At 33.5% G+C, this 22,929-nt stretch carries 20 protein-coding genes and 4 pseudogenes; 10 read left to right on the plus strand and 14 right to left on the minus strand.

What is annotated here, in order from left to right; genetic code table 11:
* Positions 1–48 precede the first annotated feature (48 nt).
* A pseudogene (locus OPR58_RS05295) lies at positions 49–603 on the minus strand (IS110 family transposase); the annotation flags it as partial.
* A 447-nt stretch (positions 604–1,050) separates the two neighbouring features.
* Between OPR58_RS05295 and OPR58_RS05300 the strand changes: the two are divergent.
* Positions 1,051–1,902 (plus strand): annotated as a pseudogene (locus tag OPR58_RS05300) (IS630 family transposase).
* Between the two features lie 493 nt (positions 1,903–2,395).
* On the opposite strand, the gene OPR58_RS05305 reads toward OPR58_RS05300, so the two are convergent.
* The 4 genes from OPR58_RS05305 to OPR58_RS05320 all read right to left on the minus strand — a co-directional run bounded on the left by OPR58_RS05305 (position 2,396) and on the right by OPR58_RS05320 (position 6,777).
* On the minus strand, positions 2,396–3,736 hold the full coding sequence (locus OPR58_RS05305; RefSeq protein ID WP_265023116.1) for an ankyrin repeat domain-containing protein: 1,341 nt from the start codon (positions 3,734–3,736) through the stop codon (positions 2,396–2,398).
* A 110-nt stretch (positions 3,737–3,846) separates the two neighbouring features.
* Complete coding sequence (locus tag OPR58_RS05310; RefSeq protein WP_265023117.1) at positions 3,847–4,266, minus strand: helix-turn-helix domain-containing protein; 420 nt, start codon at positions 4,264–4,266, stop codon at positions 3,847–3,849.
* A 369-nt stretch (positions 4,267–4,635) separates the two neighbouring features.
* Positions 4,636–5,226 (minus strand): COQ9 family protein, encoded by a 591-nt coding sequence (locus tag OPR58_RS05315; protein ID WP_265023118.1) that lies wholly within the window; start codon positions 5,224–5,226, stop codon positions 4,636–4,638.
* A gap of 18 nt (positions 5,227–5,244) precedes the next feature.
* A complete protein-coding gene (locus tag OPR58_RS05320) occupies positions 5,245–6,777 on the minus strand; it encodes a Mur ligase family protein (RefSeq protein ID WP_265023119.1) in 1,533 nt (510 codons plus the stop codon).
* A 912-nt stretch (positions 6,778–7,689) separates the two neighbouring features.
* Between OPR58_RS05320 and OPR58_RS05325 the strand changes: the two genes are divergently transcribed.
* Together OPR58_RS05325 and OPR58_RS05330 are read left to right on the plus strand one after the other, a co-directional pair.
* Complete coding sequence (locus tag OPR58_RS05325; protein ID WP_265022214.1) at positions 7,690–8,589, plus strand: DMT family transporter; 900 nt, start codon at positions 7,690–7,692, stop codon at positions 8,587–8,589.
* Positions 8,590–8,636: 47 nt separating this feature from the next.
* Positions 8,637–9,932 carry a UDP-glucose dehydrogenase family protein gene (locus tag OPR58_RS05330; protein WP_265023120.1) on the plus strand — a complete coding sequence of 432 codons (1,296 nt, stop codon included), beginning with the start codon at positions 8,637–8,639 and terminating at the stop codon, positions 9,930–9,932.
* 32 nt (positions 9,933–9,964) lie between these two features.
* Here the strand turns inward: OPR58_RS05330 and tnpC are convergent, their stop codons facing one another.
* Both tnpC and OPR58_RS05340 read right to left on the minus strand, forming a co-directional pair.
* Positions 9,965–11,320: an IS66 family transposase gene (tnpC, locus tag OPR58_RS05335; protein ID WP_265022241.1), complete on the minus strand. Its 1,356-nt coding sequence runs from the start codon at positions 11,318–11,320 to the stop codon at positions 9,965–9,967.
* A gap of 140 nt (positions 11,321–11,460) precedes the next feature.
* Complete coding sequence (locus OPR58_RS05340) at positions 11,461–12,402, minus strand: Rpn family recombination-promoting nuclease/putative transposase (protein WP_265023121.1); 942 nt, start codon at positions 12,400–12,402, stop codon at positions 11,461–11,463.
* Positions 12,403–12,515: 113 nt separating this feature from the next.
* Between OPR58_RS05340 and wmk (OPR58_RS05345) the strand changes: the two genes are divergently transcribed.
* The 3 genes and pseudogenes from wmk (OPR58_RS05345) to OPR58_RS05355 all read left to right on the plus strand — a co-directional run.
* Positions 12,516–13,436: a WO male-killing family protein Wmk gene (gene wmk / locus OPR58_RS05345; RefSeq protein WP_265023122.1), complete on the plus strand. Its 921-nt coding sequence runs from the start codon at positions 12,516–12,518 to the stop codon at positions 13,434–13,436.
* 171 nt (positions 13,437–13,607) lie between these two features.
* The gene (locus tag OPR58_RS05350; protein WP_264705641.1) at positions 13,608–14,264 is read left to right on the plus strand and encodes a JAB domain-containing protein; all 657 of its coding nucleotides are present in this window, start codon (positions 13,608–13,610) and stop codon (positions 14,262–14,264) included.
* 107 nt (positions 14,265–14,371) lie between these two features.
* Positions 14,372–14,839: pseudogene (locus OPR58_RS05355) on the plus strand (hypothetical protein); the annotation flags it as partial.
* 81 nt (positions 14,840–14,920) lie between these two features.
* Here OPR58_RS05355 and OPR58_RS05360 read toward each other — a convergent pair.
* On the minus strand, positions 14,921–15,886 hold the full coding sequence (locus OPR58_RS05360; RefSeq protein WP_265022277.1) for an IS110 family RNA-guided transposase: 966 nt from the start codon (positions 15,884–15,886) through the stop codon (positions 14,921–14,923).
* A 217-nt stretch (positions 15,887–16,103) separates the two neighbouring features.
* Between OPR58_RS05360 and OPR58_RS05365 the strand changes: the two are divergent.
* From OPR58_RS05365 to wmk (OPR58_RS05375), 3 genes and pseudogenes are all read left to right on the plus strand, one after another.
* Positions 16,104–16,832, plus strand: a pseudogene (locus tag OPR58_RS05365) (hypothetical protein); the annotation flags it as partial.
* 87 nt (positions 16,833–16,919) lie between these two features.
* Entirely contained in the window at positions 16,920–17,831 is a 912-nt protein-coding gene (gene wmk / locus OPR58_RS05370) for a WO male-killing family protein Wmk (RefSeq protein WP_265023123.1), read from the plus strand.
* Positions 17,832–17,843: 12 nt separating this feature from the next.
* Positions 17,844–18,755, plus strand: coding sequence for a WO male-killing family protein Wmk (gene wmk, locus OPR58_RS05375; protein WP_265023124.1), 912 nt, complete (start codon positions 17,844–17,846; stop codon positions 18,753–18,755).
* Between the two features lie 88 nt (positions 18,756–18,843).
* Here the strand turns inward: wmk (OPR58_RS05375) and OPR58_RS05380 are convergent, their stop codons facing one another.
* From OPR58_RS05380 to OPR58_RS05395, 4 genes are all read right to left on the minus strand, one after another.
* Entirely contained in the window at positions 18,844–19,758 is a 915-nt protein-coding gene (locus OPR58_RS05380; protein ID WP_265023125.1) for a patatin-like phospholipase family protein, read from the minus strand.
* Positions 19,759–19,778: 20 nt separating this feature from the next.
* On the minus strand, positions 19,779–20,006 hold the full coding sequence (locus OPR58_RS05385) for a hypothetical protein (protein ID WP_108784223.1): 228 nt from the start codon (positions 20,004–20,006) through the stop codon (positions 19,779–19,781).
* 67 nt (positions 20,007–20,073) lie between these two features.
* Positions 20,074–20,505: an ankyrin repeat domain-containing protein gene (locus OPR58_RS05390; RefSeq protein ID WP_319606855.1), complete on the minus strand. Its 432-nt coding sequence runs from the start codon at positions 20,503–20,505 to the stop codon at positions 20,074–20,076.
* A 151-nt stretch (positions 20,506–20,656) separates the two neighbouring features.
* The gene (locus tag OPR58_RS05395; RefSeq protein ID WP_265022937.1) at positions 20,657–20,818 is read right to left on the minus strand and encodes a hypothetical protein; all 162 of its coding nucleotides are present in this window, start codon (positions 20,816–20,818) and stop codon (positions 20,657–20,659) included.
* 94 nt (positions 20,819–20,912) lie between these two features.
* Between OPR58_RS05395 and OPR58_RS05400 the strand changes: the two genes are divergently transcribed.
* The gene (locus OPR58_RS05400; RefSeq protein ID WP_265022212.1) at positions 20,913–21,872 is read left to right on the plus strand and encodes an IS5 family transposase; all 960 of its coding nucleotides are present in this window, start codon (positions 20,913–20,915) and stop codon (positions 21,870–21,872) included.
* A gap of 12 nt (positions 21,873–21,884) precedes the next feature.
* On the opposite strand, the gene OPR58_RS05405 is transcribed toward OPR58_RS05400, so the two are convergent.
* Both OPR58_RS05405 and OPR58_RS05410 read right to left on the minus strand, forming a co-directional pair.
* Positions 21,885–22,742, minus strand: coding sequence for a phage late control D family protein (locus OPR58_RS05405; RefSeq protein ID WP_265023126.1), 858 nt, complete (start codon positions 22,740–22,742; stop codon positions 21,885–21,887).
* Entirely contained in the window at positions 22,739–22,918 is a 180-nt protein-coding gene (locus tag OPR58_RS05410; protein WP_265022940.1) for a tail protein X, read from the minus strand. The genes OPR58_RS05405 and OPR58_RS05410 overlap by 4 nt, the downstream gene beginning before the upstream one ends.
* Between the last annotated feature and the right edge of the window lie 11 nt (positions 22,919–22,929).

Below are 22,929 nucleotides of genomic sequence, written 5' to 3' on the forward strand. Positions count from 1 at the left end.
GTTCATTGTGATTTACATGCCTATCAGTGCTATGCAACAAAGCCATTCTGGATCAGAGTTTATTATATCTTCTATGTCTTGCCTAACTTGCTCTAATTGTTTTTTTGCAAATTCTATCTGTTTTTCTATATATTCCCTGGCTTTTCCTGTAACCTTATGCAAACGACACTTATTTGCGTGAACTTCATCGTTTAGATTGCGCTCAATTGCTCTTAGCTCTTTTAGTTCTTCTTGCTTTTGTGAAACTATGTATTCTATTACTTCGTCATTTTTTGTGATAAATTCAGCATATTTTTCTAGTAATTTTGCATCTAATTTATCTGTTTTTGCAAAGTGGTTGCAGGCTTTTGCAAATGCATATACCCGATTTGGGTGAGCTCTGTGAACAGCTATGTTATATTCCCGTAACAACTTTATGACAAGTTTTTCATAACCACCTGTTGATTCTACTACACATAACCTAACAAATACGTTAACTATTTTTGACTTTATAAACTCAGATATAGCTCTTTCTACATTTTCTATACGCTGATGTTTATTGTTAATTGAGATATCAAGTGTTTCTTTTGAAACATCAATACCAATGAAAACTGTTCTAGCCATTTTTGTACCTATAAATATAATCAAATAATAATGTAAATGTTGTACAGGATTGTGATTCGATCTTTTTGATCCCCCTACCGTTCGTACTCCATTTTTTAAAGCAAGGAGTGTACTGAGATGCCTACGATTTCTATCAATCAATCCAATTGACAGTATCACTCCTTGCTCATTATAGCCTTGCGGCTTTGATTTAATATACAATCCAGTCCTTTTATACAAAAAACGTTGTAAAGTGTTTAGTTGGATCCCAGCTGGAATGACACTTGGTTATGCAAGAAATCTATTGTCAAAAAAAATTACTTCCGCATATTTTGAATCTGATTATAATGACAATTAGAGATATTTTAAGAGCTCAAAATCTATCTTTGTCTGCAGACTTTCAGTTATAGCTCTTTTCATAATGGTCCAAACGGGTTAAAATAAGAGTTTATAGTAGTGAAGGTAAGTATGCCAGCAGCATATAGTTATGATTTAAGAAAAAAAGCAATGGAAGTGCTAGACGAAGGGGAAAGCAGAGAAACGGTAGCAGCAAGATTTAAAATTGGAAGAACTACATTATGGGAGTGGCAGCAAAGAAAAAAAGAAACAGGAGATTTTCAGTCGAAAAAACTTGGAAATGGAGGTTATAATCACAAAATTACCGACTGGAATAAATTTACTGAATTTGCCAAAAAACACGGTGGAAAAACTCTATCGGAAATGGCTAAGCTTTGGAGTAATGTTAGTATCCCAACGATTCATCGAGCTCTTAAAAAAATTGGACTCACACAAAAAAAAAGACATATGGATACAAAGAAAGGAATGAAGAAAAACGTGCTGAATTTTTGAAAATTATAGCAACAAAAGAACCTCAAAACTTAGTATATATAGATGAATCTGGTATTGATAATACCGAAGACTATCCCTATGGATATTCTCAGAAAGGACAGCGGTTTTATGCCCTAAAATCTGGAAAGAAAACTCAACGAATTAGCATGATTGCAGCTCTAAATGGTAGAAAAATAGTTGTTCCGTTAACATTTGAGGGCCATTGTAATATGGATATCTTTAATAAATGGTTTGAGCAGTTTTTGACACCGATTTTGGAACCTGGACAAACTGTTATCCTTGATAATGCTACTTTTCATAAGTCTAATAAGATTTGCTAAAGGAGTTGGTGCTGAAATTTTGTATCTTCCTACGTATTCCCCAGATTTCAATAAAATTGAGCATCATTGGTTTGCTATAAAAAATAGAGCTAGGAAAAACATCCCTCTATTCACATCTTTTCGTCATGCTGTTGATTCTGCTTTTCTATGAACTTTCCGGATTATTATGAAAAGAGCTATAACTTTTCAATAAAAAACGTAGCGTATCTTTTTCAGCGATCTGTCATATGTGCGCTGCATTTTTTTCTAATCTTTTTATACAGGAGGATTTTATGTCCAGAATTCCAGATACTTGACCTTTACTTTAGCTAATAACAGGCGCCTGTGATTTTTATAAAGAAAGTGTAGGAAAAACTGTTTCCAGGCATAAATTTGCCATGTATACCTAAAAAGTAATTATATTAGCATAATATTCACACTTATATGCCAATATTAATATTCTTTGAATGGAATACGAAATTAATGTTGAAAAAATATGTACCAAAAAATTTATGTGGGATCTATGCCGAAGCTCAAATTGCATGACACCATTTATTTTTATGGTTTTGTCTATTTTATTTTGCCACTCTGCTAAACGGATACATTTAATTCCATTTTTATCGAGCAGATAATTGTCATATATTAGCTTAGTTCTCCTGTTATACTTAAATATAAATCAGCATAGCCCTAATTTTTTTATATATTTTACTTCTTTCTCTATATTTAATAATAGGCTTGAAAATAAATGGTAAACCTATAATTGTTAAGCTTAGAGCTAGGATTGAAAGTACACAAAAGGCTTTGTGTTTATTATTTAGCTCCTTCAAATAAAGTATCAAAAATCTACAAAATTTTTTGTAATTTTCTTCAATATTTTTTTTGCTATGAGCCTTGTTAATAAACATATCTATTGCAGTATAACTGTTACTACACTTAATTGCCCCTTTTTCTATTAACAGCTGAGCTATGTCAAAATAATCCTTTTGAATAGTAAGATGCAGAGGTGTAAAACCTTGTTGATCACAAATATTCATATTGGCTTTTACTGCTAATAACATTCTTACAATTTCTATATGACCTTTTTTAGCTGCAAGTAGCAGAGGAGTTCTGTTGCATCTAGTTACGGCATTAACGTTTACCTTAAGCTCCAATAAGAACTTAACTGCTTTAGTATCACCATTATAGCTAGCTTTATGTAATCTGGTGTTACCGCTACAATCTTGGTCATCTGCTTCTATTCCCTTTGAAACAAGAAATGTTACCATTTGCCTATTATTATGCTCAATAGCGCAATCCAGTGCATCAAAGCCATGTTTGTTTTTTATGCAAATAAACTCTTTTAACCTAGCTTTTGCTTGCTTTACAATAAGCTTTACCAGTTGCATTTTGTTGTTATATGCTGCTAGAAAAAGCGTAGTATTATTTTCTGCATCTTTTGCTTCTATGTTTGCACCTTTCTTTATCAGATATTCTATAATCTCTGCTCTACTTTCATAATGTGTAGTACATTGATAAATGGTCAAAAATAAAGGAGTACGAAAGTTGTTATCTTCACATTCAAGATTTGCTCCGCTATCAATTAAAATCTGGACGCTCTTTTTAGAACCGTATAATGAAGCTATGTGAAGAGGAGTATAGCCTTCCTCAGCATCTTTTTCATTAACTTTTGCGCCTTTTGTTATTAAAAAATCCATTAATTCTGTGTCATCTTGTAGTGTAGCAAGGTGAAGTGGAGTAAATCCATTTTTATCTCTAGAATTAATTGTCAGTTGATTAACAAGAAGTTTAGCAATTTTTTTGTGTCCATGCATAATAGCATAATGCAGTGGATTTCTATTTTCATTGTCCACAACATTAAAGTCAGCTTCGTGCTCTAATAATGATTTTACTCCAACTAAATCGCCTTCTTTTGTAAACTTATGCAAGAGAGTGACTCCGCTTACATCTTTTGAGTTAATATCAAATCCACTTTCTACCAATTGATGTATGTCTTCCTCACACGCCATACCATTTTAATTAAACCCTTTTCGCATTAACAATACTCCCACTTAATTAAGTTTGAATGAATCTGTAAGAGATATATCACAATTTATTGAAGTTACTAAATTCCGATATATTAAAGTCCACAATTTCCTGAATAAAGCCCTGACGATATTTTGCACACATCCATCTGCACACGCTCTCCAGGTACTTTACAGTTATAACGCTTGACCTGTTTGCGATAATGACGTTTAACATGCAGAAGACTTACACCATGTTTTTTGAAAATTTTGTGTATAGTAGCCAATGACAAGGATAAATCATATAGACGTCTTAACTCGGTTTGAATACGCCTTGCCCCTAGCTTTCTAGTTTGTCTTAGATGAAGAATAAGCTGCTCATCTGATTCATTGATCTTTTGCAAAGGTGAAGTTTTAGGCTTACTACTGAGATCTACTAATCCTTTTTCACCTAACTCTTCATAACGTTTGTACCATTTACGTAAGGTAAAACGTGAAATACCATAATGCTGACATACCTTTCCTGCATGACCCAACTCTTTGTATAGTTTTATCCAACTCAGACGTAGTTTAACCCTAGATTAACTAATTTATCCTTTGCAATTGTAATAAGGTCTATAAACTACTGCAAATCCAAATTTCTATTTGATCTTACATTCTTATTGTAATAACCTCTATGGATCACACAGCATTAGTCGTGTATCTGAACAGATACTTTTGTACATGGATCAGCTTTATGTGTATCAATTCTGTCTACTTCAAGTTTCCAGCAAAACTACTTTCTAATGTATTGCTTTCAATCAAGTTCTTTGTTAAGCTCACTATTAGTGGATGTTCAATTATCTTAACATAAAAATCAAGGCAGCTTTAGGTATAAATACGAGTAATTCGTATAAGTAAAGAGGCTATAAGAAGCTTCTTACCATTCTATTCAAACGGGTTTTAAACTTTTGAAATGTCATGACATTGTTGATACGTTTGTCAAGAAACGACAGGGTATCTGCAAAATCTTCTGAATAATCATTGATAAAAAAAAGTATCGTACTTAAGTACACTCCAGCTAATATTGCTCTTTTTGTATAGTAGTTAAAATCTGTTGATTGATCATGAATGCCATACCAAATCGCGCTAACAGTTCTGTACAAGAGTTTACTAGAAAAATATGTATTTTGGGGTAATATAGAGAATGATAAAACATTTTTTAAAAACTCTCTGTAATTTGGTAACTTAGCATAGTTTGAAAGGCGTATTTGGACAGCTAACTTTATCCGCTCTCTTACCTTCATATCTTCTAAATTGGAATTCCAAAGTTCAGTTTCCATTGAGCTATTTAAGTCCTCTGCTATGTGCTCCAAAGCACTATATATTCCATTCTGAAATTTACAAAAACTATTGGCTAGGTTAAGGTTCGTGCACACTTTCAATAAGGTTGCATCACTTATTCCTTCAAATGGAATAACCTTAATCAGCTCATCTACTATTAACTTTTGTTCCATACAATACTATACTAAACATCACATATAATTGTACCTGAGATTTTCAAACATTCTGCAAAATGCTTCACCGCGCTCTTCAAAATTTTTCCACTGATCAAAAGAAGAACATGCAGGAGAAAGTAATATCGCTACTTCTTCTTTGCTATTTATGGCCTCTTCAAAAGCCAGTTTAAATGCGTTTTCTAGATTATAGCACTTCATATAATCTATTTTGTTCTCCATAATGTTTGCAAAAACTTCAGTTGATTCTCCAATAAGAAAAGCTTTTCTAATCTTGGTGAAATGCTTGCTTAATGATTCTATTCCGCCTTTTTTGCTTTTTCCGCCAACAATCCAATATATGTTTTTATAAGATAAAATTGCCTTTTCGGTCGATTCTGCATTGGTTGCTTTGCTATCGTTGATAAAAAGTACATTATGTATTTTGCCAAGAAATTCATTTCTGTGTCTTAGCCCTGGAAAGGATTTGATTTCATTGACAATAGTGCTGCTATCTACTCCAAGTAACTTGCACACAGCGTGTGCAGCTACTATATTTTCTACATTGGATACTAGGTTTACTTTCATATCACTCATTGATAAGTTGTGATTCTCTAGTTTTAGCGAGATATCCTGGATCTCAGCACTCCTTTTGTCATCCAAGTAGCTGACACTGGGATCCAGATAATTTCGATCTATAACAGTAATCTGTTCACTATAATCAAGCAAATTGTTATCTGCCAATGATATTAGATCTCTTGCACTACCCTCTGTCATCTGAGTAGTTGGCAATGGTTTTTCTTTTCTGGTCACGCGCTGGAATGACACCAGGGAATATGTTACTGAAATTGGAATTTTGTTCCCAGTGAATTTATTGAATACATCAGCGGTAATTTTGTTATCACATCCTATCACGGCAATCTTGCTACTGTTTATCAGTTTTAATTTAGTTGCTATGTAGTTATTCATACTTCCATGTCTATCTATGTGGTCTGGTGTGATGTTGAGCAATACAGAAATGTCTACATTAATTTTATTTATTAGCTCCAATTGAAAAGAGGAGAATTCAATTACATAAATTTCTGCATCTCTTTCTAAATCCAAAATAGGCACACCTAAATTCCCTCCAATAGCTACTTTTTTCCCTGTGGATTTTAATATGTGCCCTATTAGTGACGTGGTGGTTGATTTGCCATTTGTTCCAGTGATGCCTACAACCTTCTGGCTTGTAGTTTTAGTTTCAAGAAATAGCTCAATGTCTGATTTTATTTTGCAGTCAAAGCTTCTTGCAAGTTTTACTACCCAATGCGCTGGTATTGGCACTCCAGGGCTCAAAATTAGTGTGCTTATCTCATGCCAATTATACTCATTGGGATGAGTAAAGTTACACTCTTTATATATCTTTTTTGCATTTGCTATTTGCTCTTTATTATCATCCCATGCATATATTTTTGCACTGCTTTTTGTTAGAGCATTAATAACGGACAAACCAGTTTTACCAAGGCCGAAAACCGCAACACTTTGATTTTTGTATTTGTTTAGTTGCACTTCTAGATAACTTATGCGAACCATTTTATAAAGATATAATACAAATTATAATGACTTCTTCCATAGTTTTTGGCAGTGCTTAACTTTATTGTCACAACCTTAGCCAATAGAAAACTCCTTGACACATTTTGCCAACTCCCTTGCCATGATATGTATAACAATGTTACAAAAAATAATATCATAGAATTCAATAGGATAATTCCTAGAAAACCCCTACATACTAAAAAAAGCAAAATGCTGTTAAAATGAGCTTAAGAATAAATAGCAAACATCTAACATAACAATTCTATTTGTAAATCAGGTGAGACTTATCCTATAGAAAGCTTTCGAACTACGCAAGCGTATCTTTTGCCTTTAGTATTTCTTTAAACCTGCTGCAAAAGAGTGGGAATGGTTATAAAATAGGGAGGTATAGCAAGAGAATAGAGAGGGAAGATGAGCTTAAACTACCATAATCTAAAAGAACATCCGAGAAATTTTCGAGATGTAACAGGTTTGAAAATAGAAGAATTCGAAAAGGTTGTAGAAAAAGTGCGCCCAGAGTGGGAAAAAGTTCAAGAACAGAAGAAATGCCATGGAAGAACGTCAAGATTGCCTGTATTGGAAGATAAAATACTCTGTATAATTCTATAGACCTGCTGCAAAAGAGGAGATATTAAAGAGAGATGTAGCAAGAGGGAATGAGCTTAAATTATCAAATCAACGTTATTCTACTTTACCTCACTAGCATTTTCCTTACCTTGAGCCTTACTATTACTCACAAATACAAACGTTCGTTACATAGCTCTTAATATGTCTACAGAGACGAAATTTCCCGAATTATTTATAATGGACCCTTACGATCACATTCTGGGGACGTACATCAGAAAACTTTTATATTATTAGTTTTGTAGTAAAATTATATGAGTACATCGTATCTATTAAATCAAAAGCTTTATGGATTACAGATTGAGAGCTTATTTGTTTGGGGTTATCTGGTTTATACTTAGCTTACTTAGTAGTGTAGCTAATGATACTATATCAAAATATCTAAGTTTACATCTTCAGAGTTTTGAAATAACTTTTTTCCGCTTTCTGTTTACCACTATTACCCTTGTACCTTTTATGTTTTACTATGGAATAGAAGCTTTTAAAACAAGTCAAATATCTATTCAAATAACTAGAGGTGCACTTTTGTTTTGTGGAATGGTCTTATGGACCTATGGATTGACTACTTTCCCCATAGTAACTGCAACGATTATAAGTTTTTCTATACCATTATTTGTTATACTTCTTGCAATCCCTTTACTAAAGGAAAATATAATTTGGCAAAGATGGATAGTAACTATTATTGGTTTTGTTGGTATTGCTATTGCTACCAAAGCTCATAGTGAAGATTTTAATCCTAAAATTCTTATTTTTATTGTATCTGCATTGATCTTTGCTATATTAGATATACTTAATAAGAAACTTGTAATAAAAGAGTCAGTAATAAGTATGTTATTTTATTCAACTCTAACGACAACTATTTTTTCTACTCCACCTTTGTTATTTTATTGGCATATGCCTTCCTTGTCAGAATTAATATTACTGCTGATTTTAGGAATAAGTTCAAACCTAATTCTGTTCTTCATGTTAAAAGCTTTTGCTCTTACTGATGCTACTGCACTTGCACCGTATAGATACATAGAGCTAATAATTTCTGCAATAGTAACATACGTTATATTTAATGAATTACCTGATAAAAGTGCTTTATATGGTACTTTGATATTAATACCATCAACCTTATTTATAGCTTATTCGGAAGGTAAGGCAATTAAGAAAAATAATGTAACAACAAAAGTTTATAATTGTTAATGGTATTTATTTTAGATGCTAAGCTATATTTTTAAGGTGATAATAAAATGCACATAACTATTATAGGAGTAGGGTATGTAGGATTAGTATCTGGTACAATGTTATCTGAGCAGGGCCATAAAGTTGATTGCATTGACATAAATACTGAGAAGATTGAACTTTTGAAATCAGGGAAAATTCCTCTATATGAACCTGGATTAGCAGATTATTTAGAGAATAATATAAAGTCACAAAGGATAAGATTTTTCGATTCGTATTTTCAAATAAATCCCAATACAGAAGTAGTATTTATAACTGTAGATACTCCATCAGACTCCCTAGGAAATGCAAATTTACAGAATGTATATAATGCAGTAAGTGAAGTTTCTGAGAGAGTTAATCAAGATTGCTTAATAGTGATAAAGTCAACTGTTCCTCCTGGTACTGCAGAAAATATATATAATTATTTATCTAATAAGGGCTATAACTTTGATTTGGGGGTTAATCCAGAGTTTCTCAAGCAAGGCTCTGCAGTATCAGATTTTTTATACCCAGATAGGATAATAATAGGAGTAAAAACTAAGCTAGCTAGAGCAAAACTAGAAGTTATATATAGATCATTTATAGATAAGAATATTCCGTTAATAGTCACTGATACAGTTACTGCTGAAATGATTAAATATGCTTCTAATGCTTTTCTAGCAACAAAGGTTGCTTTTATCAATGAGATGGCAGGTTTATGTGAGCTATTAGGAGCAGACATTGACCTTTTAGCTAACAGTATGGGAATGGACCATAGAATAGGTAAGGAATTTCTCAAAGCTGGTCCAGGATTTGGAGGATCATGTTTTCCTAAAGATTTGTCAGCTTTAATAAGGCTTGCTGAAGATCACAATGTCAAGCTACAAATTTTAAATTCAGTTAAGGAATCTAACTATAATCATATAACAAACATTGCTAAAAAGGTAGAATATGTATTAAATGGAGTCCAAAATAAAAAAATAGCAATATGGGGGCTAACTTTTAAGTCTGGTACTGATGATGTAAGAAATAGCCCAGCTATAGATATTGCACAATTGTTAGTGAATAACAAGGCTAAAATTACTGCATATGACCCAATGGGGATGGATAATGCTAGGCAAGTTCTAAAGGATATAGAATACGCGGACAATGCTATAGGGGCTGCAAGGGACGCGGAAGCCTTGTTATTGTTAACGGAGTGGAAAGAATTTAAAAATCAAGATTTTGCAAGTTTAAAGAGTATTATGGCTGCACCTAATGTTTTTGATTTCCGTAATTTATTAGATAGCGAGCTATTACTAAGATATGGTTACCATGTTTATTCCTTGGGTAAAAAATCGTAACCGTTCACGGATTGTGAGAATGAATTAAAGAACTAAGCAGTGACAGCTACTAGATTCTGTAGCTTTTGAAAGGGGTTCTGGCCATTTAGACGTGATGTCAAAAATATCGACAACATTCTTTCCACGAATCTTTCTCCACGTTCTGACCAGGTGAAAAAGCTGTTTTTACGATAAATTACGTACCGTCTAATTTGCCGTTCTGCAAGGTTATTAGTTGTTTCTATCACTTCAGGTTTTCTTAAAAACTTCCACATCATATCCTCAGATCGTAACATCTTAGCGGCCATTCTTGAAGCTTGAGTGCTATTTGCAACCCTCGTCATTTTACGTAAAAAATGTTTTACCCTTTTCCGAATTTTTCGCACCAGTCGATAAAATCTCAAATTATCTATCAAATTTTGTTTTTTTGCCTTATCTACTACAAACACCTTATTGCTGAGCGATTTTAGTGCTTGGCCAATTTTGCTCACTTCAACATTTTTACTATGGGCAAATCTCTCAAAATCTCTTGCCAGATGTGCCCAACATATCTGTCTATTTTCACGATTGAAGTAATTGTATACAGCGTATCTATCGCTCACAACTATACCATCATATTCTGGCAGTAAACTCTTCAACACCTTCTTACCACGAGACTCGCTTACCTTCAGAAGTGTCAACGCTTTGTTTGTTATTACCCAACTCCAGCCTCTCTTTCCTTGATTTCTGTGCCCTGTTTCGTCTATATGCAAATACTCGCTTCCTTGCAACTCTTCCTTCATTTTCTCATATTCAGATGCACACTTCTTCGATACCCTGCGTTCAGTATTTGAGACTAAACCAAGGCTTATATTTAGATTAAAAATACTGCCCAAAATTTGCTGTACCTCTCTTTTTGAGTTAATAAAAAAGCCGCTAAGGCTGCTTATAACTGTTTTAGCATTGGGTCCTAGAAAATCTCTTGCAACACCTTCGGGTAAATTTGCTGTAATTCTTTTATTACATACTCTACAATGTCCTCTTTGCAACCTGTACTCAGTTACAATTGGCTTAATTTCTGGCAACTCTGCCTTCTGATGAATAATTTCATCTTCTAAAGTAATCTTACCTCCACACATACAAATTGTATCAATTGTGCATCTCACTACCTCGTCTGCAGCCATTAATTCACGCTTATGCACCTTATGTCCTGGCTGACCTCCTGGTTTTTTATCACTTTTCTTTTTTGCTTTCTTACGATATATATCTCGTGATGGTGGCAGCGATGAATTTTGCGAATTTAAGCCCAATTTGTCTTCTAATTCAACTATTTTTGCTTTCAAGCTATCATTTTCTCTGATCAGTGCTTTTATTTCTTCCTTGAGATTAGCCTTTTCTGCTACAACCTTTTCTTGCAGCACTGTTGTCATTTACCCATTCCATATTTAGATTCCTATCTCTTTACACTTTTATACTTACTTTGTAAACCACCTTATCTCCGTGAACGGTTACCTTAATTATGTGGTATGTTTAACTTAGGAAAGGTTTTCATAAATATTGAAGTGAATAATTATGTTTTTTTCCTGAGTTGTAAAATTTCAGAATGAGAGAGACCGGTAATTTGAGCTATAACATCAATAGAGACACCGGCCTTAAGTGAATTTTTTGCAACTTCAATTTTACCTTCAATTTTACCTTCAATTTTACCTTCAATTTTACCTTTTTGATGGCCGATTTGGATGCCTTCTTGTCTACCTTCTTGTCTACCTTCATGTTTAGCATCATCGAGTTTTTGAGCAAGGACAGCCTGTTCATCACGAATACGCTTGATCTCTTGTTCATAGGCAATAAATTCTTTTTCTGACCAGTTGAATCTATTTAGTTCTTCATATGCTCTTTTAATTATTAGATCACTTCCTATTATTCTCTCTAGCTCTTCTTCACTAGTTTCATCTGCATATCTAAAGAAGTAGACCCATTTTTCAACTATACTTGTAAGCTGATCTTCTTTGGTTTTTGGAAATTTAGGCAACTCAATAAATATAAAGTAAAAATCTTTTAGATCATGTTCATTAGTATCTTCATCGCGAATAGTGTGCTTTGATTTGTACTCAGACTTATCAGGAAATAAAATACAATCTGCTATAGCAATAAAGATAATTTCCTTAAGATCATGATATTGATCACCTTTATCAGCCTGTCTTGAGTAAGCTTTAGCAGCATAATATTGGGCACGTTTCTCAAAGCCTTTGGTTTTAGCGACCTGCATTTCGACTATCACTTGCAGCCCATTTTCATCTCTACAGAGAACATCAACAATGCTTTGTTTTTTAGAAGCAATATCAGGGTCTTGAATAGTACTTAAAAACTCTATATCCTTTATTGCACTTTTGCCAGTGAAGCCAAGAATATCATTAAGAAAGTGAATAAGGATATCTTTATTTTTTTCAGTACCAAAGATGCGTTTGAATGATATGTCATTCTTAGGATCTAGAAACTTCGAAAGAGCCATGAGAAAGTAAGTTAAAAAGCATTAATAATTATACACAATTCTGAAGAAATATTCAACTAAAATGCAAACATTTTGTATATCTTTATTTGGTAGTATTAACCTGTATAATATTTATGGCAAATATCTCGATAAGGTACCAGATAGCACAAAAAGTAAGGAGCTGGAGGTTAAAGCGAGGTTATACTCAAAAAGATTTAGCGGGAAAAATTGGCGTAACGTATCAAATAGTACTACAATATGAAAAAGGAACACGTAAAATTTCGATTGAGAAATTGTATGCTATAGCAGAAGTGTTATCGGTTGGCATCATAGATCTTATTCCTGTATCAAATGAAAAAATCTGTCTTGAAGATGAGGGAGAGGAAATATTAAATCTAATAAGAAAATATAAAAAGATTAGCGATCAAGAGTTACGTAGGACGTTTTGTTTACTAACCAAATTTGTTCAAGTTAGTGAGAAAAATAGTAAAAAAACGGAGAGAATAAAAATTGCAAAAGGTCTGGTTAAAGCAGGGATTTCTGTTGATATTGTTTCACAGGCAATTGGCCTCTCTGCTGATGAGTGTGTTGAAGAAAAGGTTGGTTCTATATACTGCCAAATAGGAAAGAAGATAAAAGAGTGGAGGATAGTGAGAGGGTATACTCAAAAAGATTTAGCAGAGAAAATGAGTACAACACGTGACGAAATAAGCAACTATGAACAAGGACGTGTGGCTATTCCACTGGAAAAATTGTATGCAATAGCGGAAACATTATCGATTAATATCATGGACCTACTTGAACTAACAGAGGATGCAGATGATAAAGTGGAAAATGAATTACCGAATTTAATTGAAGAATACAAAGAAATTGAGAGTCAAGAATTACGGTATGTGCTAATAAAATCTCTGCTTGAAGGCATACGGATTTGTGAGGAGAAAATTAGAGAAGAAGAAAGAATCAAAATTGCAAAGAACTTAGTTAAAAAAGGAATTTCTACCGATATTATTTTGCAAATAACAGGCCTCTCTTTAGGCGAAATTCAACAAGTTTAAAATAAAAAAATCACCATATATTAATATCTTTACCTCTTGATGAAAAAATAAGTAAAAAAGATTGAAAAATTGATTTGACTTCACTCGGAAGCTATGGCTCTATGCCAATGCTGATAAAAAAACAGCAGTAAATATTTAAAAAAAGTTTGTTGTTAGTGAAGGGTAAATTATATGAATAAAAGTAAAGAGGAAATCGAATTCAGAATATTAGAAAGCAAAGGCAAAGCACTACTTGATCGTGAAATAATGGAAACGTTTCTAAGTGCAGTACATGAAAGGCCGCAAGCTCAAGAAATTGCTAAAAATCTGGTGAATACTTATACGGGAGTAGGAAGGATTTTAGGCCGAGAAATGGATGACCTGAAAGTCATAGAAGGAGTAACTGATTCTTCAATAGCAATGATTATGTGCGTTAAGGAAACACTAGAAAGGGTACTGAGAGAAAAGCTCAAGGGAGAACCAATCATGGACTTACAAGGGCTAGTAGAATACTTGAACGTAAGTATAGGTCATGCAGAGAGGGAATGTGTAAAAATACTGTACTTGAATAAAAGGCGCCAACTAATCGGAGAAGAATCCTATATTGGTGAAATGGAAAAAGCACCAGTATACATAAAGGAAATTATAAGAAAAGCATTAATAAAGAATGCAACATTAGTAATAATGTCACACAACCATCCTGGGGGACGCTTAGAACCATCAGAAGAAGATCAAGAAGTAACGAAGAGCTTAGCAGCAGCATGTAGTACTGTAAGCGTTAGATTATTTGACCATATTATCATCACAAGTGGAGGCTATTTCAGCTTTCGAGAAAACGGATTGTTATAGTAGAAAGTATTTGCAAATCTACTCACTATAATTTATAATGAGTAATAGAATGTATAATAATAAAGTTTATTGTACGCTTAAAAAGTATTTTTAATAGTGAGGATAATATGGGTAATAAAATAATTGTACCTTTTGATGATAAGAAAGGAGGTACTTATCAATTAAACGTTGATCTTGATAAATTATCAGAAGGTGAGATGTTAAATGCTATTATAGGAATTGGTCATGTTAACCAGCAGTCCACCTTTGTAAGCAAAACCAATAAGGCTAAAAAACCTGGAGAAGTGCCCTTCCCTAATAGAGACGTTCAAATCAACTACGGAAAGGGACTTGATTACATATATGGCACAAAACCTTTGAGTAATCAAGCAGATTATCCAGAAGGGTTGAATCCATTTGCTTCAGCTTTGCAAAAAATAAAGCCAAGTGCAGAAAAGTTGAGCTGGCTTAAAAGTGCTGTGGTAAGAGCAAAAAGTCCAAATGAACTGCACAAAGTTGTAGACGAAGCACTAGCTGCTGGAGCAAGGCTAAATGCATGTAATGATGGGGAATGGAGTTTTGCAGCAGTTGTGTTAAAAGTCAATAGAAAAATTGATGTAGCTGTGAATAAGTACTTAAAATTTGTGTGGGCGTACTTATTCACAGCTATGCTATTGCTATATAGAAGCAGTTTTAGGGCTATACTCCTCAGTAAACAGTCTACCGTCTCTTACTAAAGAGTTAGCAAGGATAAGTAATTTTCTCATTGCAGCAGTAGAGGTAACTTTATATGGTTTTTTATATTGATTGTATAGCCTATCAAAGAAGATTTTTATATAAGAATTGTACCTTTGCGCACTAAGAATGCACATATGTAAAACCTTTCTAATTTGTGATCTACCACCCTGAATACACCTTTTTCCCTTACTAAAACCACTATCTCGATTAAAAGGTGCAACTCCGGAAAGGCTGGATATTTCTTTATGTTGGAGAGTTCCAAGCTCGGGTAGATAACAAATAAAAGTAATAGCTGTTATTGCACCTACACCAGGTATACTAGTTATTGACATGTACTTTTTTTTAAGCTCTTGATTTTTATCGACTAATTCCATTACCTCATCTTCTAAGACTTGAATTTGATTTTGTAAAACTGCAAGTAGCTCTTCCATTTGTTTGATTATAGATAAATCGGTTACTTGATGAGCTTGGGTTTTTTGTATTTTTGCTATTTCTACTAGTTGATTCCTGCGAGATAATTTTTGCTTCAAACAGTCAATACTACTAACTTTTAAAGGAGTGACACGCATGTCTGTATTACTAACATAACGTGAGATGATGCTACAGTCTATTTTATCAGTTTTAGTAGCAATACCAAGGCTTTTTGCATAATCTCTCACCCATCTTGGTTGAATGACATATACTTCAAAACCATGGCTTAATAAAGTATAAGCACATAATTTTTCGTACCCACCAGTTGCTTCAAGTCGAACTTTGGTTACGTTATGTAAACGCAAAAAGTCGATTATTTGATCAATAGCTTGAACGTTATTTTCAAATACTTTATGATGTCCAAGTGGATGAATATGGATATCTAGTTTATTTTTGCTAATATCAATGCCAGTAATAATATTTGATAAATTCATAATCCCTCCATAAATAATGTGTATACTGCATTTTCCACCCTTATATACGAGCCTAAAAGCTCAACCAGTTGTTCGGAACTTTCAGTATAATAAACCAGAGAGGAGAACCTTGCTGCAAAACGGTCCTTATGACCAAGAGTATGTACGGTTCCTCCTCTCTGCGTGTCTTTATACCGCCATTTCGTGACATTTATAAAGACTTGTTTTTAACATATAAGAGTATGTAGTATTAGGTACACATTTTCATAAATTTGATAAGGCTGATCGTAAAAAGCTAATACGTAAATTAATGCTAAGTGGTGCAGAGTTTCATGATACTCTACTGCAGAATAAACTGATAGGTGAAATCTATAATGAGCTACAGCCAGAAGTTCAGCCACAGATAGATAGGCAGCTAGAAGAACTAGAGAAGGCTAGCGAAAGTGCTGTGCAAGAAGGAGAATTAATAGATATCGAGATAGACAATGCAACATTATATATAGAATTTTCTGAGGACAGTAAAGTAGAGGTTGCCAAAATACTGAGAGAGTTAGGAAGTAATATTTTAAAAATTGGTAATGATGCAGTTGAGGTTAAAAGTGAGAAAGGAGGTGTAAGAAACTATACCGATATGTCAAATGGCAGCTCTGTCATGTTAGAGTTTCCTACGAGCATTGGTAAGCTAAATGTTATATTGTACCACGATGTAAAAAAATATGATCAAGTACAAGTCAGAGTAGAAAACAAGGAAATGTGGGCTGAGTTACAAAAAAGAGGCGAAGAAATAGGAAAAAATTGCCTCTTTGGGGGAGTGAAGCTTAAGGAAGTGGTAGAAAGAGGTAATTTCACTAGATGTGGCATATGGAATGAAAAGTATGCTATAAAAGAGATTAGCAATGATGAAGTATTGTCTTCATGGGTAAATAGGGTATGTGGAGGTAGTAAAGAAACCTTTAGGGAACTTTAATGCGTCTACAGCAAACTTTAAGGTTCCAGAGGTTTTTTCTACCGTTATATCTGGAGCCTTTGAGCTATAGTAGAAAATATTATACGCATGGTTGTTTTCGTGGAAAAAAGTCTAGACTGTGAAGTAGGGGAAAAAGTGAAAAGTTGGAGGTTAGAGAGGGGGTATACTCAGAAAGATTTAGCTGAGAAAATTGGTGTAAAATACTGGGTAATACTGCAATATGAGAAAGGGAACCGTAGAATTTCAATTGAAAGGTTGTATGCTATAGCTGAGGCACTATCAATCAGTATTACCGATCTTATTCCTATATCAAAAAGCTGTCTTGAAGATGAGGGAGAAGAAATATTAAATCTAGTAAGAGAATATAAAAAGATTAATGATCAGGAGTTACGTAAGATGTTTTGTTTACTAACCAATTTTGTCCAAATTAGTGAAAAAAGTAGTAAAAAAGCAGAGAAAATAAAGATTGCAAAAGGTTTGGTTAAAGCAGGAGTTTCTGTTGATATTGTTGCAAAAACAATTGGTCTGTCTGCTGATGAATGTATTGAAGAAAAAGTAGGTTCTATCTACTACCAAATAGGAAAAAAGATAAAGGAGTGGAGGGCAGTACGGAAGTATACTCAAAAGGATTTGGCTGAGAAAATGGTTACAACACGTGATGAAATAAGCAACTATGAGCAAGGACGTGTGGCCATTCCACTGGAAAAATTATATGCAATAGCAGAAACATTATCGATTAGTATTACAGATCTACTAATAGAGGAAGATGAAGGTAGTACAGTAGTACCTGATTTGATTAAAGAATACAAAGAAATTGAGAGCCAAGAACTACGTCATGCACTAATGAAATCTTTGTTTGAAGGGATACGCATTTGTGAGGAGAAAGTGAGAAAGATAGAAAGGATTAAAGTTGCAAAGGATCTAGTAAAAGGGGGAATTTCTATTGATATTATTTTGCAAATAGTTGGTTTATCTGCTGATCAAAAAATTGTTTTTTAAATTGAGATATATATGTTTGTTTCTGTAAGAGATATTAGTTCTATAAGCTACGCAATAGGACAAAAAATAGAAAATAGCAGGTTAATGCGAGGTCATACTCAAATAGAATTAGCAAGTGAAATAGGTTTAACATACCAAGAAGTAAACAGTTATGAAAATGGGTATATTCCTATTCCAGTTGGAGTACTATATGTAATAGCAAGAGTATTGTCAGTTAATGCTGTAGATCTATTACCTAAACCAATAACAGTAAGAGAGTATGAAGATGAAGACGAGGAAATACTCTATCTAACAAAAATATACGAGAATCAAAAGTTAGGCAAAATAGTACCTTCATTAGTCAGGTTTGTTCATATTAGCGAAAAAATTAATCAAGAAGAGGTTAGATTAGATATAGCAAAAAATCTAGTTAAAGAAGGAGTGTCAGTTGACATAATTTCCCAAGCAACCGGCTTATCTATTTATGAGTATGATAATACAGAGAGAGAAATCTGCACTGATTCTATATATTACAGAGTAGGGCAAAGAATAAGAGAATGGAGGTTGATAAGAAGATATACTCAAAAAGATTTAGCAAACAAAGTTGGTTTAACACTCAAAGAAATACACGAGTATGAAAAAGGATACACTGCCATATCATTTGATAAATTATATCAAATAGCAGAAGGATTATCAGTGAATATTAAAGTTCTGCTACCTAAAACAAGAGAAAGCAAAAAGCTATTGAGTTTAATGGATGAGTACGGAGAACAAGAATCATTAGTCAAATCTCTATCTGAAGATATGAAAAGTGGCAAGGAAAAAGTTAAAAAAATAGAAAGGATCAAGGTTGCAAAAGATCTAGTTAAGGCCGGTGTTGCAATTGATATTATTGTGCGAGCAAGTGGCCTAACTGTTGATGAGTTGGGTGATTGTGAAAATTGAATTGTGTTTAAGATATAAGTAAAAATGGTTAATATATTATCCATTCTAAACCTTTGTTTAGCTCTGCAGAATTTGGTATTTCTACCTATCAAGATAAAACATCACAGAATTTCTCTATCACTTTCTGGTTGTCCTCTATCATTGCCTTTGCCTCTTGCTGAAGAGATTTGATATTTTTTGATGTAATATTATCCATGTCGGGTGACGCTATTTTTAATTGCGATTGTATGCGTATATATTTATCAGCTATAACTTGATCAAGTTGGTAGTTTACTGCATCTAAACTTGAGGCAAACATCACATGTAGTAGTGGTTTTACCCAGCCTATTTTTCCAAATCTCTTTGAATTGGCATACTCTATGCTTCTATCTGTTCTGCCAGTACCTACCGATAACAGTATAATCTCATCATTTGGAAACAATTTCTTACCACTTGCGTATGCACATGCCGCTGGATTATTTGCAAAAACCCCGCCATCCACTAATACTCTGTCTATCTGGTCAATTTTTAGATGTTTTGGTATGAAATAAGTAGGGGCAGCCGTTGCAGCTCTGAGTGCATCTTTCAGCTTAATATTACCTTCTTTCCAGCTTTTGAAGAAAAATGGGCAATTATTCTGAATGTCGTAACTGGTAAGCAGTACATTATTTAAAGTGTTTTGTAGAGTATCATCACCAAAATATTTGTCCAATACAAATTCAATATTTTTATATGGGTATTGTGCACAGTTAAACCAAGATAATATTGATCGCCTAAAAAATGAAGACTTGAAAATATATGGTCCATATTCCCGATAGAACTCGACTAAATCATTAGCAGAATATTGAGGTTTATCTTTTTTACATAATCCAGCTACAACAATTCCACCGGTTGAGGTCCCTGCCATAAGATCAAAGATTTCAGCTATCGGTTTTCTTGTCCTTTGCTCTATTTCTGCTAGAATAATGGCTGGTATGATGCCTCTAATACCACCTCCATCAACGGATAAAATGTATTTAATCATTGTAAGTTTAGGTCAAGGTATTAAGATTTAATTTTTCCGCTTAAAACCTGCAATTTAAACTCATCTAATTCTTCAGAAAGATTTTTTACCCTCTCCTCAAGTACTAACACTTTTTCCATTAAACCATATTCAATAAGTTTATCGTGAAATTGTACCCTTGAGTCTAGCTTGGATAACCACCATATGAATGCTACTGTTTGTATTAATAACGTGATAATTACTGTAATTGGGATTTTTTGATTTTGCATGTGAAGGTATTAATCTATTATGGATAGTTTTAGAAGTTTATATACAGATTATAGAAAACTTACAGCTTTAGTGATTACTTTTTGTTGATTCGTATCGGTCCTCTGCTTCTGCAAGTAGCTTAATGATTTCCCTGTAAGGTTTATCTTTATTGTGTCTTGATTCCACTACAGCCATATTTCTAGGTCTTCTTCCATCTTTAGCTGTAGCAGTGGGATCTGCACCTTTGTCTAATAAAAGCTTAACAACCTCTAAATGGCCTTTATCTGCAGCATGATGCAAGGCTGTCCATCCCATATATCCACCTGTGGCACTTATATCAGCTCCTTCCTCTACAAGAAACTTTACAACTTGCAGACACCCTGAACTAGATGAATAATGCAAAGCTCTCATCATAGGAATTTGTGTGTTAATATCTAATAGGTTTTTTACTGAAAATTCTGTAACTGCCAAACTGCAGTTCTTAGAGGCAATTTGTAGTATTGCTTTATAATTACCCACAGCTTTACTCTTTGTATAGCAGCATGTAATAACAACACATATAATTGTTATCATCAGCCATAGAAAATTTATCTTATTCTTTATGTTCTTACTTATTTTGTTCATGTCTAACATTTTTTTAGAATTAAATGACCATTTGCTTAAGTTTCACTTAAACAGCTTTGCTCACTGTTGCCTCTACTATAGTTTGATATCCTCTATTATTCAGAATATGTTCTGCCTTGCTAATTACCCATTCACCTTCAATTTCCTGACAAAATCCTGAAAGACTGATCTTAGCTTCTGCAAATAATTCTGGATGGCTTTGTTGCATAGCTAGTGTTGGTTGAGGTTATTGTAAGGAGAAAAGCTTATGGTTACTAACGCATTTTGTTGTAAAATAGGCATTTTTCAAACAAGTATAACTTATGCCACAAAAAATGAGAGTAAGTAACCAAAGAGAATATAATGAGTTTCTAAAAAAAAGAGGAAATGTTTTTCATTTTGTTAATCAAGCCATAGAAAATTGGTATGAAAATAGTCCAAAAGTTGCAGGTGGCAATAACACTTATAGTGATAAAGTTGTAATTTTAATACACATAATAGTTCATCTTTTTAGAATTGGCTTGAGACAAGCTGTAGGTTTTGTAAAAGGTTATATGGTACAAATAGGCAAAAAACTTAAGATTATCAGCTATACACAAGCTTCCAGAAGATTTAAAAAGCTTAATTTGAAGATTGATGACCATAGAAGCAATAAAGATGATCTGGAAAATGTTGAAATTGCCGTAGATAGCACTAGAGTTAGTATCTACAATAATAACGGTGGGCATAGTAAGCTTAATATTCGAAAAAGAAAATACAGTGGTTATGGTCAAGTAAGAAAATTACATGTTATTTTAAACATAAATGATAAGAAAGCAATAAGCATGAACTACACTAGTGGTGTTGCTGTAGACTATTTGCCGGTCTGCGATATGTTAGAAGAAGTCAGTGATAAATATAACATTTGTTCTATTCGAGCAGATGCGGCTTATGATATAAAAAGTGTGTATAAAGAATGCAGAAAATACAATATTGTGCCTATTATTCGCCCTAGGAAGGATACTAAAATTTGTTTAGCTGACTACTTATCAGAAAGAAACAAGTATATTAGTAGAATTAGGTCATATGAGAATTATGAAGATGGTATTAATGAATGGAAGAAAAAAGTTAAGTATGGAGCACGGTCTTATATTGAAGTCTTTTTCTATAGGTTGAAGCAAATATTTGGGTTTGGCTTGAAAAATAAATCAGAGGTAAATCGTGAAAAAGAGCTGTTAATTAAGTGCTACTTACTGAACAAATTTACTGATATTGGTATGGCTAAATTTAAATTAGCTGCGTAAGTTCATTGTGATTTACATGCCTATCAGTGCTATGCAACAAAGCCATTCTGGATTACCAGGAACAGTTACATTTAAATTTGATGTACTACGTTTTAGTTGTTTTAACTTAGCTGCTGCTGCACTAATTGCTGATTCTGCAGTAGAGTAAAGCGTTTGCAGAGTATAACTTGGACCCTCATTTCCCACTTTCTCTTCTATAGTTTCTCCCTTTTCATAACTGTGCCATTTTGCAATAACAGATCCATATTTGTTACGCACATTAAAATTTACCTCCCAATTTATAATATCTTTAGGTGTAAGTACTGTTGTGCCTAACATCTTTCCAGTCGCTGATCTTGCTTCTCCCTTCGGAATAAAAATTATATATCCTCCTGCTGGTTTTACTAGTGCATCATATTTTTTGCCTAATCCTTCCAAAAAACTCATGTCGCTTTCATCTGCTTGAATGGTATGTGGTATAAATATATTTTCAAATCTTTCAGCGACTTTACCTTCATACCCATGTTCTTGTGCTATTTCTTTAATCAAATCTCCCAAGGTAATGTCTTTCCATTCCTTTGATTTTCTTTCCTTTAATGATCCTCTTAAACTTGCAGCGTCACATTTTATTCTTAAAGTTTGTGGTGGACTTTGTATTGTAATTTGATTTGCCTTATATACCCCCATAGGTAATAAACCTGTTTCTTTATATCCTAGAAAAACCTGTAAATTACCCTTAAGTTCTAAAGCGCTAGAGCTATAATTAATACATATCTCAGCTTCGTCACTTGTAGTACCTGATCCATCAGTGACACGTAGTAATATTAAACTCTTTTTTAAAACCTCTGTTACTGGGTTATTTTTTGCTACTATATCAAAATCTGGTGTCATTTATCTAAAATGTTTATAACAGATTCTTTCGGTATTTTTTGAATTTTAGGAAGCTTAATTCTTAATCCAGCGGGCAAAAAACTTTCATGTTCTGCAAGGCCTGAATTTTCAAGCAATACTTCCTCCACTGCTCCACTACTGTATCCATAATGTTTCCAGCAAATTTCATCTAACATTTCGTTTTCTT

The organism is Wolbachia endosymbiont (group B) of Ischnura elegans, assembly GCF_947251585.1.
Classification (GTDB): Bacteria; Pseudomonadota; Alphaproteobacteria; order Rickettsiales; family Anaplasmataceae; genus Wolbachia.